14 protein-coding genes are annotated in these 16,376 nt (G+C 54.5%); 6 read left to right on the forward strand and 8 right to left on the reverse strand.

What is annotated here, in order from left to right:
- Positions 1 to 323: 323 nt before the first annotated feature.
- The gene (locus EKM86_RS12595; RefSeq protein ID WP_263853480.1) at positions 324 to 446 is read left to right on the forward strand and encodes a hypothetical protein; all 123 of its coding nucleotides are present in this window, start codon (positions 324 to 326) and stop codon (positions 444 to 446) included.
- Between the two features lie 172 nt (positions 447 to 618).
- On the forward strand, positions 619 to 3,033 hold the full coding sequence (locus EKM86_RS09485; RefSeq protein WP_125757360.1) for an NAD(P)H-dependent oxidoreductase: 2,415 nt from the start codon (positions 619 to 621) through the stop codon (positions 3,031 to 3,033).
- A 443-nt stretch (positions 3,034 to 3,476) separates the two neighbouring features.
- Here EKM86_RS09485 and EKM86_RS09490 read toward each other — a convergent pair whose 3' ends face one another.
- From EKM86_RS09490 to EKM86_RS09505, 4 genes are all read right to left on the reverse strand, one after another.
- A complete protein-coding gene (locus tag EKM86_RS09490) occupies positions 3,477 to 3,908 on the reverse strand; it encodes a GNAT family N-acetyltransferase (RefSeq protein ID WP_225419397.1) in 432 nt (143 codons plus the stop codon).
- Positions 3,909 to 4,077: 169 nt separating this feature from the next.
- Positions 4,078 to 5,136, reverse strand: a complete 1,059-nt coding sequence (rsgA, locus tag EKM86_RS09495) for a ribosome small subunit-dependent GTPase A (RefSeq protein WP_164506239.1) — start codon at positions 5,134 to 5,136, stop codon at positions 4,078 to 4,080.
- Positions 5,137 to 5,772: 636 nt separating this feature from the next.
- Complete coding sequence (locus tag EKM86_RS09500) at positions 5,773 to 6,792, reverse strand: LLM class flavin-dependent oxidoreductase (protein WP_125757364.1); 1,020 nt, start codon at positions 6,790 to 6,792, stop codon at positions 5,773 to 5,775.
- A 124-nt stretch (positions 6,793 to 6,916) separates the two neighbouring features.
- A complete protein-coding gene (locus EKM86_RS09505) occupies positions 6,917 to 9,091 on the reverse strand; it encodes a Tex family protein (RefSeq protein ID WP_125757366.1) in 2,175 nt (724 codons plus the stop codon).
- A 187-nt stretch (positions 9,092 to 9,278) separates the two neighbouring features.
- Between EKM86_RS09505 and EKM86_RS09510 the strand changes: the two genes are divergently transcribed.
- Complete coding sequence (locus EKM86_RS09510; RefSeq protein WP_125757369.1) at positions 9,279 to 9,902, forward strand: PASTA domain-containing protein; 624 nt, start codon at positions 9,279 to 9,281, stop codon at positions 9,900 to 9,902.
- Between the two features lie 51 nt (positions 9,903 to 9,953).
- Here EKM86_RS09510 and yaaA read toward each other — a convergent pair whose 3' ends face one another.
- Both yaaA and EKM86_RS09520 read right to left on the reverse strand, forming a co-directional pair.
- Complete coding sequence (yaaA, locus tag EKM86_RS09515; RefSeq protein WP_125757371.1) at positions 9,954 to 10,706, reverse strand: peroxide stress protein YaaA; 753 nt, start codon at positions 10,704 to 10,706, stop codon at positions 9,954 to 9,956.
- A gap of 230 nt (positions 10,707 to 10,936) precedes the next feature.
- Positions 10,937 to 11,605, reverse strand: a complete 669-nt coding sequence (locus tag EKM86_RS09520; RefSeq protein WP_125757373.1) for a hypothetical protein — start codon at positions 11,603 to 11,605, stop codon at positions 10,937 to 10,939.
- Positions 11,606 to 12,032: 427 nt separating this feature from the next.
- Here EKM86_RS09520 and EKM86_RS09525 point away from each other — a divergent pair, with 427 nt between their 5' ends.
- From EKM86_RS09525 to EKM86_RS09535, 3 genes are all read left to right on the forward strand, one after another.
- Complete coding sequence (locus EKM86_RS09525; protein ID WP_125757375.1) at positions 12,033 to 12,251, forward strand: hypothetical protein; 219 nt, start codon at positions 12,033 to 12,035, stop codon at positions 12,249 to 12,251.
- 418 nt (positions 12,252 to 12,669) lie between these two features.
- The gene (locus tag EKM86_RS09530; protein WP_125757377.1) at positions 12,670 to 13,062 is read left to right on the forward strand and encodes a hypothetical protein; all 393 of its coding nucleotides are present in this window, start codon (positions 12,670 to 12,672) and stop codon (positions 13,060 to 13,062) included.
- A 71-nt stretch (positions 13,063 to 13,133) separates the two neighbouring features.
- On the forward strand, positions 13,134 to 13,583 hold the full coding sequence (locus EKM86_RS09535) for a hypothetical protein (RefSeq protein WP_125757379.1): 450 nt from the start codon (positions 13,134 to 13,136) through the stop codon (positions 13,581 to 13,583).
- 20 nt (positions 13,584 to 13,603) lie between these two features.
- Here EKM86_RS09535 and EKM86_RS09540 read toward each other — a convergent pair whose 3' ends face one another.
- Positions 13,604 to 15,391: a glycoside hydrolase family 2 protein gene (locus EKM86_RS09540; protein WP_125757381.1), complete on the reverse strand. Its 1,788-nt coding sequence runs from the start codon at positions 15,389 to 15,391 to the stop codon at positions 13,604 to 13,606.
- 75 nt (positions 15,392 to 15,466) lie between these two features.
- Complete coding sequence (locus EKM86_RS09545; RefSeq protein WP_125757383.1) at positions 15,467 to 16,315, reverse strand: sugar phosphate isomerase/epimerase family protein; 849 nt, start codon at positions 16,313 to 16,315, stop codon at positions 15,467 to 15,469.
- Positions 16,316 to 16,376 lie beyond the last annotated feature (61 nt).

Raw genomic sequence — 16,376 nt, forward strand, 5'->3', positions numbered from 1 at the left:
TAGTACTAACAAGAATAGGTCTTCATGGCCTTTTTGGTCTAGTCGTCAGGGTGTTGCACTTGAATTGTAAACTGGGGGAAGTCATTCATTTAACCTGCCAGAATTCTTGTCCGATTGTTTCATGAACTGCGTCAGCAACTGAAGGTCTTGTATCGTGATTGTCATTATCGAGACCCGCCTCTTCGTCCAGCGACACCTTTATGACCGCCATCAGTGACAGTAAATCTCAATCACAGCCAGCATGTCTGAATCCGCGATGTGCCACTTCGCGTCATCCCCCGTAAAGCAGGCCGCTGACAGCTAGTCAACAGTTAAGACTACGCATGGCAAAGACCCTTACCGACAATGCCAGTTATGCCGTGACTGTCAAACGCAACGAACGCATCGACAACATGCAAGCGCAAATCACCACAAGCCATGTCAGCTTTAACGACAAAATTGATTGACACATTTTAGCCACGGTCTTTCGTGCCACCATTCTACTGTCTGGGATCAGGAATACGCGTGAGGCAACTTGCCCAGGTCCTAATATTGACGATTACGAATAGTTCGTAATAGCGCTACAATGATCGCGTAAGTGTTTGTGAAAATTTTATTTTATAGAAAGAAGATGCTGAGGTGAAATTACTCGCAATCGTCGGCAACAACGCGACCAAGTCATACAATCGCACGTTGCTGAAGTATATGAAAGCTCATTTTGCCGACAAGGCGACGATCGACCTACAGGAGGTTCGTGACCTGCCAATGTTCAATGAGGATGAGCTAGATCATTTTCCTCCGGCTATTGAAACCCTGATTCGTAAAGTGGAGGCTGTCGACGGAGTCATTATTGCCACCCCTGAATACGATCATTCCATGACCGCAAGTCTCAAAAGCGTGATCGAATGGCTGTCCGCAAGTTATCATTCGCTTGCTGGCAAGCCGATCATGATCGTTGGTGCTTCCCTGGGCGCTCAAGGAACGGTCCGGGCCCAAATGGACCTGCGGCATGTCCTTGATGCTCCCGGCGTTGATGCGTGCGTGCTGCCTGGCAATGAGTTCATGTTGCCCCATGCGGCAACGGCATTCGATGCGAACGGCGCGTTGAAGGACCAGAAAACCGTCCAGTTTCTTGACGAATGCTTCAGTCAATTCATTAAATTTATCCACTTATACAGTGACGAGACAAAGGAGAACCATCAAATGAGTGTCGCAAGAACCTGGGATCAGAGTTTTGATGTTGTGGTTTTGGGCTTCGGTGGTGCCGGGGCAACCGCCGCGCGGTTCGCTGCAGACGCTGGTGCTAAGGTGCTGCTGGTCGATTCCGCACCGGAAGGCCATGAAGGCGGCAATACTCGGTACGCTGGCCAAGTCGTCGGCGCAGGCACCGATTTTGACCAGCTTAAAACTTACTACAAGGCGATGACCGCGCCGATGAACCTCGACGAGGACATGATCGATACCTACGTTGACGGCATGGTCAAGATGCCCGACTACTTCCGCAAGTATCTGGGTGTGGAGCCCCTGAGTATCGCTAAGGACTGGGATCACAGCAAGGTCGACTTGCACGGGATTCTGCATGAATTTCCTGACTTTCCCGGCGTGAACGCGTATGACCTGCTGGTCGTACATGAGCGTCAATTCGACTCCGCACTATGGAAAAAACTGCGCAAAGAAGTTCTCGACCGCAGCAACAACATTACGGTCTGGTACAGCTCACCGGCCAAGCACCTGGTTCAGGACCCGGAAACCGGTGCCGTACTTGGTGCACAGATCGAGCATGATCACGTTCTGCTAGACATCAAGGCGCGCGGCGGCGTCATTTTAGCCACCGGCGGGTTTGAAAACAATCCAGCAATGATTCAGGATTACCTGAAGGCTTCCCGCCTGGCCCCAATCGGTTCGCTTTATAACAAAGGCGACGGCATCAAGTTGGGTGAAGAAGTCGGTGCCGACATGTGGCACATGGCAAACTATGAATCACTTGGCATGCTGCATGGGCTGACCTTTGCTGGTCCTGCTGGCACCCGCGGCCGCTTAATCCTCAGCTGGCCAAAAGCCGCTGACGGCAGTACCTTCACGGTTGGCGACGACGGCTCGCGGTACTTCAACGAAGCCGAAGCTAACAAGCACGGCCACATTTACTATCACGGCACCTGGCAGGTTCCAATCGCTAATGACCACCCACACCTGATTTTTGATCAGACGCAGTGGGACGCGATTCATGCCAATAAGTTACCAGTCGACAATTTCGACGACATCACCGTCAAGGCGGCCAGCCTGGAAGACTTGGCCAAATTGATCAACGCCAAGCCCGACGTCTTGGTCAAGGCTCGGGAAGACTTCGACCACTTCGCCGAAACCGGTCGCGACTATGCCTTCGACCGGCCGGCAAGCACGATGCGCGCGTTTGACGACGGGCCATACTACGCCGTGCCGTTGCGCCAGACCGTGCTCAACACGCAAGGCGGCCCGCGGCGCAACAGCCGGGCTGAAGTGCTGAACACCGATGGCGAGGCCATCAAGAATCTGTACTCTGCTGGTGAACTTGGCGGCATCAACGCCAACCAGTATCAAGGTGGCAACAACCTGGCCGAGTGCCTGATCTGGGGTAAAATCGCCGGCGAAAACGCAGCCCACGGTCTGACCCCAGCAGCCGCGGAGACGACGACCACCGACGCCTCGACCGGTGCTTCGGACCATGAGGAGACGACCGAGCAGTCAGACGCGTCCACCGGCGCCTCGGCCCACGAGGCCAGCACACCGGAAACGTCTGACTACCCGGTTGGGCCTAACCAATACATCGGGAAAAGCGACGCCGGCATGGGCAACGAGATCGTCGTTCGGGTAACCTACGATTCAGGTAAATTGGAAAACGTCGAAGTGCTCAAGCAAAGCGAAAGCGCCGACGTTGGCTTGAAGGCCATCAAGGAACTGCCTCACGAGATGGTCGCAGCCAACTCCCCAGAAGTCGATGCGGTGACCGGTGCGTCAGTCACCAGCCACGCGCTGCAAGACGCCGTGGCAGATGCCATCAGTAAGGCGACTGCCTAACTGCAAACAAAAGAAGAACGCCAACGCGTTCTTCTTTTGTTGTCCAGACTTTTGCCATAACACCCATGTAGGAGTGAATAACGTTTCTATCACATGAACTAACACAAAAATTGGTCGATGCCATCGAACATTCAGCCAGTCAACTGTATATAAGTAGTCAAGGTTGAGCTGGCTGGCCCTTCCCGCCAAGAAGCAGTCACCGTACTTCTTGGATTCAGGCGCCGCTGAAACCCAAATTGTCCTAGATGTACGATTGCCACTCGAATCAGATCGAGTGGCTTTTTTGTGCCCACCAAAATGACCAGAACCTGCCAAAAATACGGTCGGGTCCTGGTCATTTGGTCGCGAACATAAAAGTTTTGCCGCTGCGTAACCGGCTCACTCAGCCTTCAGGTCCAGCTGATAGAACCGACTCGCCCGGTCCGGAAATGCGTAGTCGCCGCCTAAATCCTCACGCCGACAGCGCGTAAGCCTTGGCGCTCATAGAACCGGTGAGAGCGGTGCTCGGCCTCTGGCGTGTCTAACACCAGGCGCGTAAAGCCTTTTGCTACGGCCTCCTGAATCAGCACTTGATACAACTGCCAGCCCAGACTAGTCGGCCGACCGCGAAACTGGGGATAGACAAAGAACTTTTTGAGCACTGCAGTAGTTGACGTCAGCTTTAGCAGGCCAATACACCCGGCCACATGCCCCGCGTCATCTTTTGCAACCCAGAACCCGCCGCCAGACGCCAGATAATATTCCGGAATCGCGAACACGTCCGGCTGCTCAGCCATAGTGATTCCAAGCCGGGCCTCTGTGTCCTGGCAAAACAAAATGAGATCGACCAGTTCGGCAATCGTGTGCGGATCAGATTCAAATGCGGCAATCTGCATGATGCACCTCCAGACAATGGGAATGCCTGTTAGTTTAATCTTTATCGACCTCATCGTAAAGGCTTCATCTTTCAGCAAAAAGCCGGGATCGGTGCAATCTGCATCAAGTCCCGGCAAGTGCGCCTAAGCGCGTCGCTTATCCAATTCTTAGCTTTGGCGCCAAGTAAGCTTAGCGCCGACGTGCTTTGACGGACTGGCGAAAAGCCTTCATTTGCTTTTTACTGCCAAACATGCGGTCAATTTTTGCATTCTCCCGGGCCTTACCACGCATCTCAACGTTTTGGGCCCGTTCCTGCTTCAGCCGCTGGTAGCTGGCCAATCGGTCTGCACTAAGCGCTCCTTGGGCCACTGCGGCCTGTACCGCACACCCCGGCTCATGCTGGTGGGTGCAGTCACTGAACCGGCAGTGCTGCGCCAGCGCCTGAATGTCTTCAAAGGTCGCGTCGACATCCGCTGCCAGCAGCCCGAGCTCGCGCATTCCCGGCGTGTCGATCACGATGCTGCCACTGGGTAACACCAGCAGCTGCCGCGCGGTAGTGGTATGGCGCCCGTGACTATCGCTTGCGCGTACAGTCTGGGTGGCCAGGCTGGCCGTCCCCATCAAATGATTGATCAGTGTTGACTTGCCAACGCCAGACGAGCCGAGAAAAGCATACGTCAGCTGCGGCTGCATAAAGGTCTGCAGCTCACTGAGCCCTGACGGCTTGGTGGCATCGCACACTAGCACCTGCGCGGCGCCGCTGATTTCTGCCACTGAAGCCAGTTGCGCTGCTAAGTCAGTCGCCCGGTCCGCTTTGGTCAGCACGATCGCCGCCTGCGCGCCCGACGCTGTGGCCACTGCTAGATAGCGTTCAAGCCGACGCAGGTTAAAGTTCGCGTCTAGCGCCATGCACAGCAGCAGCCAGTCTACGTTAGCCGCGACCAGCTGCGGTTCGCTGCGCCTGCCGGCAGCCTTGCGCAGAAACACGGACGTCCGGGCATTCAGCCGTTCAATCGTGGCCATGTCGGCCTGATTTTCAGGCATCCTGACTTGGACCCAATCGCCAACCGTCGGAAAATCCTCGGCGTCCAGTGCGAGGTTGGCCATACGACCGGCTACCTGTGCACGATACGGCCCTGCCTCAGTCATAATCATATACTGCTGATGACTGGTTTCAATCACGCGGGCAATCGAAAAGCCGCTCGCTAGTGCCTGCGCGGTATAATCGCCATAATTCTTAAAATTCAAAATTTTTGTCCTCCGTAATCCATGGAAGACTAAGCTTTGTAGTCCTCCGGTGTCTGGTCGACGCCCGCTACAATACTCAACATAAGCACACATCCCTTCTGATAACGACCATTCAATGGCCTGGCGCTATTGTACCAGAACTGCAGCTGCCAAGCGAAAAGAAAAAACATCGCAGTTTCTTGAAACTTTCTAGAAACTGCGAAGCGGCAAACAAGGTTTAGGGCACGCAAAGGACACCATTTCTCTCAAAATGGTGTCCCCTGCCACCAGGTTTAACCCTGGTGGCCTTTATTGCAGGGTTGCCCCTGCCTGCTATCCTCGCTGCGTCGCCGCTTTGAGTCGCTTTATTAAGTTAGGAAAGTGATAGCAGCATCCTGTCATGCGTCCTGGAAGGACCCTGCGCTTCTAACGCAGTCTTCATAGCCTAACAGATCTGAAGGCTCAGCATGCCTGGTCAACCCTAAAGTGCAGGTCGGATCGCCAGGGAGTTTCCGGGTAACTCTGACAAGGTTGTTCCTACCTCGCCCTCCCATCATCCGAAATCAGAATAGCACGTTATGTAACCGCTGTCAATGGAAACACGCAAAATATTTTTGGCCAAAATCAAAGCGCGATCACTCGCGCTTTGGCGTGTTGCTATTTCCAACCGAGGGCTGGCGCAATATCGGTCATGATGGTCTTCAACAGGTGGACATTGTAATCCACACCCAGCGTCGACGGCACGGTGATCAGGATGGTGTCTGCCTCTTGAATCGCCTCGTCTTCACCCAATTCTTTGATCAACTGGTCGGGCTCACCGACAAACATTTTGCCGAAAATCGTCGGGTTCTGGTGGTAAGCCAAGTAACCGACCTCATCTTGGGTCTGCGTGCCTTCTGCGAACAGTTGACGATCCAGGTCACTCACAATTGGCATGATCGAGCGAGTAACCAGCGTCCGGGGCTCAAAATCATGCCCCGCTTTCTTCCAGGCGTCCTTGAAGGCGCGCAGCTGCTTGGCCTGCTGAACATGGAACGGCTCGTTAGACTCGTAGTTCACTAGCGTCGAGGACATCAAGTTCATGCCATGCTCAGCCGCCCAGATCGCGGTGGCCTGGCTGCCGGCGCCCCACCAGATGCGGTGCTGTAATGTTGGCGAAAATGGTTCGAGCCGTCGTAGCCCAGGCTCCTGCGGGAACATTGGCTGGGCGTTCGGCTCGGCGAAGCGCTCACCCTTTAAAAGGTCGAGAAACTTAAGCGCCCGGGCCCGCGCAATGTCCTTGATCTCCTCTTCAGTGTAGTCGTACCCGAAGTACTGCCAGCCATCTTTGACCTGCTCCGGTGAACCACGGCCAACGCCAAGCTGGACCCGATTTTGCGCCAGCACATCCGTTGACATGACGTTTTCGGCCATCATGAAGGGATTTTCGTAACGCATGTCCACCAGGCCCGTCCCGATTTCGATTTTGGAAGTCTTCGCGGCGATGGCGGCCATCAGCGGATACGGCGTACCGATCTGATCGGCGAAATGGTGCACCCGAAACCAGGCGCCATCGATCCCCAGCTTCTCAGCTTCGACCGCCAATTGAACGGACTCCTCATAGCTCTGCTGAGCGGTTTTGACCACTGAATTGTTCTTTTGCCAGAAGCCGAAACTCAAGAATCCAATATTCTTCATCTTAATTGCCTCCTTTGCTTTCTTTCGCACAAATGCAATATAGTCTCTTTACTTACTAATTACAAGTGTTTTTTAATTTATTTTTGTGTCAAAAAGGCAGACCATTTTACCAGTCTGCCTCTGTTCAAGCTCTCGGCGCCACCATACTCAGCGCAATACGTTCACGCTGCAAGTCCACCTTTTCGATCCACACATCAACGATATCGCCAACCGCAACCACGGTATTGGGGTCGCGCACAAACTTTGGCCCCATGCGGGACAAGTGGACCAGGCCGTCGTGCTTCACGCCGATGTCGACAAACGCGCCAAAATCGACCACATTGCGCACCGTGCCCTGCAGCTTCATCCCAGGCTGCAAATCTTCCAGCGTTAGCACATCACTGCGCAAAAGCGGCGCCGGCATGCTGTCGCGCAAATCGCGGCCGGGGCTTTGAAGACTGGCAACGATATCTTTGACAGTGGCAGCACCAGCGGCTTTGGAAACAAAAGCCGTCAGGTCAAGCGCCTTGAGTTTCTCACCCGCTGCAGGCGTCCCCAGCTCACCAGGCTTCACGCTAGCAGCAGCGAGCATTTTCTTGGCGACCGGATAACTTTCCGGATGAATGTCGGTGTTGTCGAGCGGCTGCTTGCCGCCGATGATGCGCAGAAATCCCACGGCCTGCTCATATGCTTTCGGGCCGAGCCGCGGCACCTTTTTCAGCTCAGTGCGGCTGAGGTAGCGGCCATGTTCGTCGCGATAGGTCACGATGTTTTGCGCAATGGTCTTAGACAGTCCAGAGATGCGGGCAAGCAGCTGATAACTGGCGGTGTTGAGGTTGACGCCGACCTGGTTAACGGCCCGCTCCACCACCGCGTCGACCTCACTGGCCATTGCCTTGGCCGGCAGGTCGTGCTGGTACTGACCCACCCCGATCGCCTCCGGATCGATCTTGACCAGCTCGGCCAAGGGATCCTGCAGACGGCGCGCGATACTGATGGCACTGCGCTGCTCAACATGCAGGTCGGGAAACTCATCGCGCGCCTCTTGACTGGCCGAATAGACAGACGCCCCCGCCTCGTTGACGATGACGTAAAAAATCTCGCGGGGCAGCTGCTTGATCACCTGCGCAACAAATTGCTCGGACTCGCGACTGGCGGTGCCATTGCCAATGGCAATCATGGTCACCTGATATTTTTCCAGCAGTGTCTTGAAGTCGCGGGCCGCTGCCTGACGCTTGGCGGCAGGCGCCGGCTTGTGCGGATAGATCACCGCCGTGGCCAGCAGCTTGCCGTTCTCGTCGACCACGGCAAGCTTGCAGCCGGTGCGATACGCCGGGTCAAAGCCCAGGACGACTTTGCCTTTAATTGGCGCCTGCATCAGCAAATTGTAAAGGTTCTGACCGAAGACCTTGACCGACTTTGCCGCGGCGGTGTCGGTCAACTCGGCGCGGACCTCGCGCTCGATGGCCGGGCCGATAAACCGCTTATATGCATCCTCATAAGCTTCCTCAACAAACGCCGTTGCAAAACTATCCGGGTGCGACCCGATCCAACGGTTGTGCATGAACCGCATCACCGCGCCTTGGTCGACCTTGATTTTCACGGTCAGGACCTTTTCCTTTTCCCCGCGGTTGAGCGCCAACGTCCGGGTCGCTGTCATGCGCGAAACTTTCTCGGTGAAATCATAGTAATGCTGGTAGACACCTTTTTCGTCGATGGCCTTACCCTTGGTCTTGACCGTTGCGGTCATTTCGCCCGTGCGCTTGGTGTAATCGCGCACCCAATTGCGGACTGAGGCCTTTTCGCTGAACCGCTCGGCCAAGATTTCGTGGGCCCCGGCCAGTACGTCGGTTTCAGTTTTCAGCTCCTTGGCCGGATTGAGGTAACGGCGAGCCCGCGAATCCAAGGACCCTGTCGGAAAAGTTAAAATCCAGCGGGCCAGCGGCTCAAGCCCGCGCTTTTTGGCGATGGTCGCTTTCGTTTCGCGCTTTTGCTTGTATGGCAAGTAAAGGTCCTCAACGTCTTGGAGCTTCTTGGCCTCCTGAATTTTTTTGGTCAGTTGCGGGGTCAGCCTGCCCGCTTCTTCGATACTTTTGAGCACGGTGGTTTTGCGAGCCTGCAAGGCGACCGCCCGCTTGTAGGCTTCCTCAACCGCCTGAATCTGGACCTCGTCCAAGCTGCCAGTCATTTCCTTGCGGTAGCGCGCAATGAACGGCACCGTGTTGCCATCCGCCATTAAGTTTAAGACGGCGCTGACCTGGTGTGCCGAGATACCGGACACGCCTTGCTGGACAATCTGAATGGTTTGCTTATCTATCAATAGTTTTACCTCACGATTTTTGTGAAAAATGTCCTGATGTCGAAATAACACTAGCTGTCCATTCATCATACAAGCCGGCCCGCCCATCCGCAATGCAAGTGATTCGCAACGCGGATCAGCTAGGCATGTCTATCCTCAACCTGTTATATTTAGGGTAGTAGATTGATTGCCAAAGGAGGACGCGCAAATGACGAACAGTAAAGGCAGCACCGGTGGTCTGAAGAAGCTGGCAGGGAAAACATTCAACGTCGCAGACAAACTTATTTCTGGCGTTGGCAGCGTCGCCGACGCCATCGCCAAAGTGGCACCGAGCGTGGTTGATGAAGGCGCCAAGGTGGTCGACGCCCACATGGAAAAACACAAGGATGATTTCAAAATGCCGGCGCTGGTCGACCTGCCGCTAGAGGAGGCCAAACGCGTCCTGGACTTTTACCACCTGCAGTACGCCTTGATCATGGCGACCCCAGCCCCAAAACTGGCAACTCGCCAGCCAAATGTGATTCTCGAAACGACCCCCAAGGCGAATACGAAAGTCGCCCCCAACGCCTTTGTTCGTGCCTATTACGCGACTGAAGAAACGATTGAAACCAGTCGCCAGATGATCGCCACCCATCAGGCTGCCAAGGCTGAAGCCAAGGCGAACAAGCAGGCTGCACGGCAAGCGCAACTTCACACCGTAACCCGCGCGGCGGCGGCGATTCCAGCTGCGATGGCAGGCAAGCTGCCGCGCCGCAAATCAAAAAAGCGCCCGACCCCACCATCAGCCAATTCACAAACTGGCCAGGATGATGAGCCGGGCAATCCCCAATAACTTTTCGGGCTCGTGCTTTACGGCACGGGTCTTTTTTTATCCGGTCGGAAGTTAACGGTGCATCTCACGACTCAGGAAGACCAGACGCTTTGGTGTTGAATAAGCTGAGGCATAGCTGTAGCGAGGATCATCAAATTGCGTGAGTGCCGCGGGTGTGTCGACCTGGTGCTCAGCTGCATAGCGGACCATTGCGCCGCGCGCCTGCTTGGCGTACGTGGCGCGCGTTTTGATCTTACCGTCCTTGAGCGTGCCAAAAACAACCGTCACCAGTCGATCGGTCGGCTTGAGATACGGCGTGATCGCCTTCGCATACTCATTCGACGCCAAGTTCACCACCGGCGCTCGCCAGTCCAGCGCCTGGTAAAGCCGGTCGCCCCAGAATTCGTAGAGATTGGTGGCCCGACCAACCGCAAATCCGCTGCCTAGCTCCAACCGGTACGGCACAATGGCGTCGAACGGGCGCAGAACACCGTAAAAGCCTGACAAAATCCGCAGATGTTCACTCAGGTACCTGAGTCCGGCCTCCGTCAACAAGCCCGGGGCCATACTTTGATACTGAATGCCAACGTAACTCATGACCGCCGGCGTGACTGCCCGGCGCAGATCCATGTGACTCAGCCATGTGTAATTAGGCTTGGCCAGCTGGTCGCTGCACCGCCACAGCGCCTTGGCCTGGTCATAGCTCAAGCGCTGCAACGCCGCCAATAAGGCCTGGGCCTGGTCAATGTACCGCGGCCATGCAGTCGGCTTGAAACTCTCTTGATCAACTTGCATCTTCTTTGCCGGCGCAATGATCAGCTGCATTGAGGGTCCCTCTTTTCTGGCAGACTGCCGCCTGTCATCATTTCTGTTTGCATTATACCCAACGCGTGACTAGTTTTCACATTTGCGCCGCACGGAGAAATGAACCATAAACTGGGCAGGAAGGTAAAAGGGCGTGTCGCAACGGGCAGGCTCACTACATCACCTTCACACTGATAGGAAAGCGAAATCATGCGACCTGTGCCGACAGTGATCATCGACCTCAAACACAATTACTGTCCGTTTTTCACCAATAATGCCCGCAATTCTTTGATATTTTTGATGTCTTGGGGGGTGTGAATATACATTCCAACCCAAAAAGATTTGTCATCATTGCTCGTAATGCCATCCCGTGACATTCGAATTGAGGTCGCAGTAATATTATCGATGTAACCATCTGAATCGGCGCCATCTGAGATTCGGATTACCCCGTTTTGGTACTCAAGCACCCCATTGGTGGCAAACTGGCCCTCTTCCGCAATCGATGGTGCGGATACGGGGTGGTCAGGTAATCCCCAGCTGCCATAATACTCAAGCACCGCCCAGTCCTCTGGTGTCAGCTGCGCCGCCAACGCGGCTGGTGTTGCTGCCGCGGCTGCAGAAGAACTGGCTGCCGCGGCTGAAGAACTGGCTGCGGCTGATGATGAAGCGGCCGCCGACGAGGAAGCCGCTTCGGACGACGACTTCGACGCTGCTAACTTGGCCTTTTCTGCCGCCTTCTTCTTGGCAGCTTTTTTCTTGGCCGCTTTTTCGGCCGCGGCTTTCTTGGCCGACGCTTTCTTTGCCGATCGGCTAGAGGCGGTCTGACTCGACTTGGCCGCTGAATTCTGACCGCAACCTGTCGCCCCGATTGCCAGCACCGTTACCAGGACTAACACCCAATTGAATGAACCCTTTTTCATCAGTCTTTACCCCTCATTCATGTAAATTGCTGTTCAAACCTGTATCCACGTTCAGTAGTTTGCTTGATCTGCAGCACCCTGTTGAACCATCAACTCCCTTAGGGCTTGCAAATTATGGACGTCTTCAGGTGTGTTAACAAAGGTTTTGATTAACTGACTTTTCGTTAACACCTGGTTAACAGAAACGTTGGGCATTTCAACTCTCACTGCATCGCTGCCAACTGCCGTGATATTCGAATACGAAGCGCCCGTGCTTTCTGAGATGTGCGTGATACTGCCTTCATGGTTCAGCACTGAATTCTGCGCAATCGTGTCAAGACTTGCAATTGATGGCGCGGGCTGTGGCTGAGTTGAATTTGGCGATCCAACAGCAAAATAAGCAAGAACTGCCCAATCATCCGCAGTCAGATTCGCTGCTAAATTATTCTTGCTAGCTGCCGCCTGTGAAGAAGTTGCGGCGGATGAACTGGCTGCGGCTGATGATGAAGCGGCCGCTGACGAGGAAGCCGCTTCGGACGACGACTTCGACGCTGCTAACTTGGCCTTTTCTGCCGCCTTCTTCTTGGCAGCTTTTTTCTTGGCCGCTTTTTCGGCCGAGGCCTTCTTAGCCGACGCTTTCTTTGCCGATCGGCTAGAGGCGGTCTGACTCGACTTGGCCGCTGAATTCTGACCGCAACCTGTCGCCCCCGATTGCCAGCACCGTTGCCAATATTAGCACCCAACCAAACGAACGCTTTTTCATCGATTTTCTCCTCCACCATCAGTCATCACTAGTACCTCAATTTCACACATAAAAAGGTCAACCAGAAAACTTTTTGTCACACCGCTCCGCATTTATTACTAATATGCAAATTGGAATAATCAAAGCTCACATTCTCTGGTTGGCCAACCAATGTTAAATTTCTTTTGTATACAAGCATTATCTTATTCTTACCTGAAAAAGATTGCAACGGGCTGACGTAAAACGCTACCCGATAGTACAAAATCATATTTATTGCGATAATCGGCACCGGGGGACAACTAAACAGGTATGATGGAGTTAATAGAAATTAGGAGGCGTTAACATGTTTGACCTACAAAACTACCTGAAGCGGCCGGATGCCTTGTCCATGGACCAAGCCTATGAGATTTACAGCCAGCTTCCTTTTGACCAGGCAAAAACCGACAATGACTTTCATGAGCTCTGGCAAGATGTGATTGACGCGGCGCTGGCTTATGTCCCGATCCGCGTGAACTGGAACGAGCAGACCCACGAGCAGCGTGCCGCAATCGACACCAAACGCACCAGCAATCACAACAGCTTTATTGCGACCCTGAGCGCCTTGAATCGCTTCACGATGAACCACTACGACATCCCGAACTGGCTTGCTGAACTCGGCGATCCCGCAACTAATCGCAAGCGCATCGGCGACTTTGCCGGCTACGTCGTACTTTTTGGCGTCCTTCAGGGAAGATAAGCCTTGGGGCCGAGGCCGCCTTGCCACCAGCTTGCTATCATGAAGATAACGATTGATCAGGAGTTGATTTGATGAAAATGCACGCAGCCAAAATTGTCCTCCTGGCCTTGATTCCCTTCACCTTCTTGAGCGCCTGTGCGGTCGGCCGGTCAAGTGGCCAGAACAACGCCGAAACAAGCCAACAAGCACCACGCACCGCCGCCAGTCATCTCGCCGACGTTGAGGCGCGCGGTTTGCCCGTTGCCAATAAGCAGACGGTGACCGGCCAAGCGTTAGCGGATTTGAAAACCCAATACGGCAGCGACATCACCAGCGCGGCCGCGTTCCAGAACGACCACGGCACCAAAATGTACATCATTGTAACCAAGACAACCTCCGGCGCCAACGCCGTTCGGGACCAGTTTGCCAAGGCAAATTGGTCGGTCAAGGCGGATCCGAGCCGCCGATTAGTGTTTGCTGCAGAGCGCAGTCTGGCCAGCGGCTGGTTCGAAAATTATCAGAAACCCATTTTCCGCGGCTAGATTTTGGCCATGTAATCGAGTTACTTGGCAGGTGACACAACTGATTCTGGGTGATACGCATCCAGAATTTTTTTAATCTCGGCCGCCGCAACCTTCGGGGCGCGGTCAAAGGTCAGCAGCCCGTTCATCTCCTGCTCCACATCGGTGAGCTGGGTGTAACAAAAGCCCCACAGCACCGGTGATGCGTAAATCGCGCTGACGATGCGCTCGAGCGCCTTCAAGTAAGCTTGCGGTGAACTTACGACGGTGTAACCCCAGCCGCCAGCATCCCCTGGCTCGAAGCTGACGCCACCGCATTCGGTCAGCAGCATCGGTTGCCCCTGCCAGCTAAACCCGTCGGCGAAAATCCGCTTATCACTTGGCATGGCGGCAAGCAGATTGTCTGGCGTCGCCAACCGTTGTCTGAACGCGGCCTGCGCTTCGGGTTCGTCATCTTCACCGTGGCCGTAGTCGTGAATGGTGCAAAGATCCGTCTCGACCTGACTCCAGCCGTCATTGCCGCTGACCAGGCGGGTCTGGTCCAGACTGTGAATCTCATGATACAGCGCCTGGGCGAAGTGCTGCTGCTGGCGATCGAACTGAATATTTGGCACGCCCCAGCTCTCGTTCAGAGGGGTCCACACGGCGATGCTGGGGTGATTGTAATCGCGCGCGATAATCTCATCCCATTCGTGCATTGAGCGCCGCACCGCGTCATGGTTGAAGACTGGTGCCGAGGCACACTCGCCCCACACCAAATAGCCCAAGTGGTCAGCCCAGTATAAAAAGCGCGGATCCTCGACTTTTTGGTGTTTACGACAGCCGTTAAACCCCATGGCCTTCGCCAGCATAATATCTTTTTTGAACGCCTCATCGGTCGGCGCAGTCAACCCTCCGTCTGGCCAGTAACCCTGATCCAGCACCAGCTTTTGGTAATACGGGCGGTTGTTGAGATACACCATGCCATGAGCTGTGCTCAGCTTGCGCATGCCAAAATAACTCGCCACGCTATCCTTCCCCACTGTGAGCGCAACCTCAAACAGGTTCGGGTGCTCCGGCGTCCAGCTCCACCCGGCCCAGTGGAAATTCGAGCGAAAAATGTGATTTTGAAGCAGGTCAACGCCCCACTGCATGTGCCGCGCGGTCGCAGTCACGCGGCCTTCTGCCACCAACTCGCCCTTAAACGTGATCCGGTACTCAATCGCCGCCTGCTCAGGCAGCTGATTTAAAGCCGCATCGATCGTCACTGCCCCTTGGTCATACTGCGGTGTGAAGCGCACGCCCGTCAGATACGTCGCCGGCACGACCTCCAGCCACACAGTCTGCCAGATGCCCGTCGTATTAGTGTACCAGATCGAACGCGGCCGCTCCTCCCACGTCTGTTTGCCCCGCGGGATCGTCTCGTCCGCATGCGGGTCGTCGGCAAGCACGGCCAGCAAATTCTGGCCGCCAGTCAGGTAAGCCGTCACATCAACTTGAAACGGCGTCTCCCCGCTTTCGTGCTGAATGACCATCTGACCGTTGACAAAAACTGATGCCGCATAGTCCACCGCACCAAAATGCAAGAGCACGCGTTCGTCTTCGCCATGGTCGACTGTAAAGTGGCGCCGATACCAGACATGATCATGCGGGGTGCGATCACCAATGCCGCTCAGCTTGGCTTGGTAAGCAAACGGCACATTGATGGTTTGGTTCATGTCACCCTCGCCGCGCTGCCAGCCCAGACTCAGGCCCTGGCGCGCGTCATCAAACGCAAACGCCCATTTGCCGTTCAAGTTTTGCCATTGCTTGCGGACCAGGTCTGGCCGCGGATAGTCTTCTCTGCTCATTTTCAGTCTCCTCTAATTCTTATTAACTGTGCTTCTCATTATATGCTACTGCTACCTAGGAGCACCGGCCTTGGTCTACACATTTTTAATCCAAGGCAAAGCGAGGGCTCGATCAAGCATCCCGTCTGGCAACTCGTCCAGGCACTTGATGCCAAACGGCTGTGCCTTGTCAGCAAGCCTTAACATCTCGGGAACATTACCCTGGCCTTGACCAGGAACCACTGTTTCTATTTTATGGTTCCGATCACTATGCCAGCGGTAATCCTTCAGATGAACCGCCACGATTCGGTCTGCAAACTGAGAAAAAGCAGCATCTAAAATAGCAGATTCAGAGTCAGCCGCGGTTTGTAACAAATTGACGGGGTCGATGATCAATTTTAAGTTAGCGTCATCATTGACAGCCTGAACCAGCTCCTTCACCCGGCCCAATGAATACAGCGGATTACTGATGCCAGGTTCCAGCGCAAGAAAAGTACCTGACGCGTGTGCGACTTTCAGTAGGCGCCGGACCTGCCGCACCAAAGTCTCAAAAACTTTGTCCTCATAATTAGCTGGCGTCACTGCATAAGTAGGGCTCACACTACCTGTTTCAGTTGCCACGATTCTGGTTCCAAATGCAGGTGCAATTTGCAGATATCTGGCCAATCGTCCGTTTGCCTTATCCTGTTCAGTCAAGTCTTGGGCCACCATATTGACGTAGCAACTCAGTGTCGCAATCTCAACTTCAGAATCTGCCAGTGCGCGACGAACAAACGCCCCCAGACCGAAGCTGACCAGATCCCCTTCATGCGTTGTTTGGGGCAACGACTTGGCCGGTGAAAAAGCCAGAGAGTGCAACCCGCGTTGCCGCATTGCGCTACTGAGCGCCGTGATGTCATCATAATAGGCAAGATCATGTCCCCGAACCGCAATATCCGTTCGCATACTACCTGATTCCTCCTCACTTAATCACCCCCAAACATGACTCTCCGTCGTGTAACAAGGG

This window comes from Lacticaseibacillus hegangensis, assembly GCF_003946465.1.
Classification (GTDB): Bacteria; Bacillota; Bacilli; order Lactobacillales; family Lactobacillaceae; genus Lacticaseibacillus; species Lacticaseibacillus hegangensis.

What these genes read in the sequence shown, in the direction of transcription:
- EKM86_RS12595 (WP_263853480.1), top strand. Translation starts at nt 324, where the DNA reads ATGGCAAAGACCCTTACCGACAATGCCAGTTATGCCGTGACTGTCAAA.
- EKM86_RS09490 (WP_225419397.1), bottom strand. Translation starts at nt 3,908, where the DNA reads ATGCAGATTGCCGCATTTGAATCTGATCCGCACACGATTGCCGAACTG.
- EKM86_RS09500 (WP_125757364.1), bottom strand. Translation starts at nt 6,792, where the DNA reads ATGAAGAATATTGGATTCTTGAGTTTCGGCTTCTGGCAAAAGAACAAT.
- EKM86_RS09510 (WP_125757369.1), top strand. Translation starts at nt 9,279, where the DNA reads ATGACGAACAGTAAAGGCAGCACCGGTGGTCTGAAGAAGCTGGCAGGG.
- yaaA (WP_125757371.1), bottom strand. Translation starts at nt 10,706, where the DNA reads ATGCAGCTGATCATTGCGCCGGCAAAGAAGATGCAAGTTGATCAAGAG.
- EKM86_RS09520 (WP_125757373.1), bottom strand. Translation starts at nt 11,605, where the DNA reads ATGAAAAAGGGTTCATTCAATTGGGTGTTAGTCCTGGTAACGGTGCTG.
- EKM86_RS09530 (WP_125757377.1), top strand. Translation starts at nt 12,670, where the DNA reads ATGTTTGACCTACAAAACTACCTGAAGCGGCCGGATGCCTTGTCCATG.
- EKM86_RS09535 (WP_125757379.1), top strand. Translation starts at nt 13,134, where the DNA reads ATGAAAATGCACGCAGCCAAAATTGTCCTCCTGGCCTTGATTCCCTTC.
- EKM86_RS09540 (WP_125757381.1), bottom strand. Translation starts at nt 15,391, where the DNA reads ATGAGCAGAGAAGACTATCCGCGGCCAGACCTGGTCCGCAAGCAATGG.
- EKM86_RS09545 (WP_125757383.1), bottom strand. Translation starts at nt 16,315, where the DNA reads ATGCGAACGGATATTGCGGTTCGGGGACATGATCTTGCCTATTATGAT.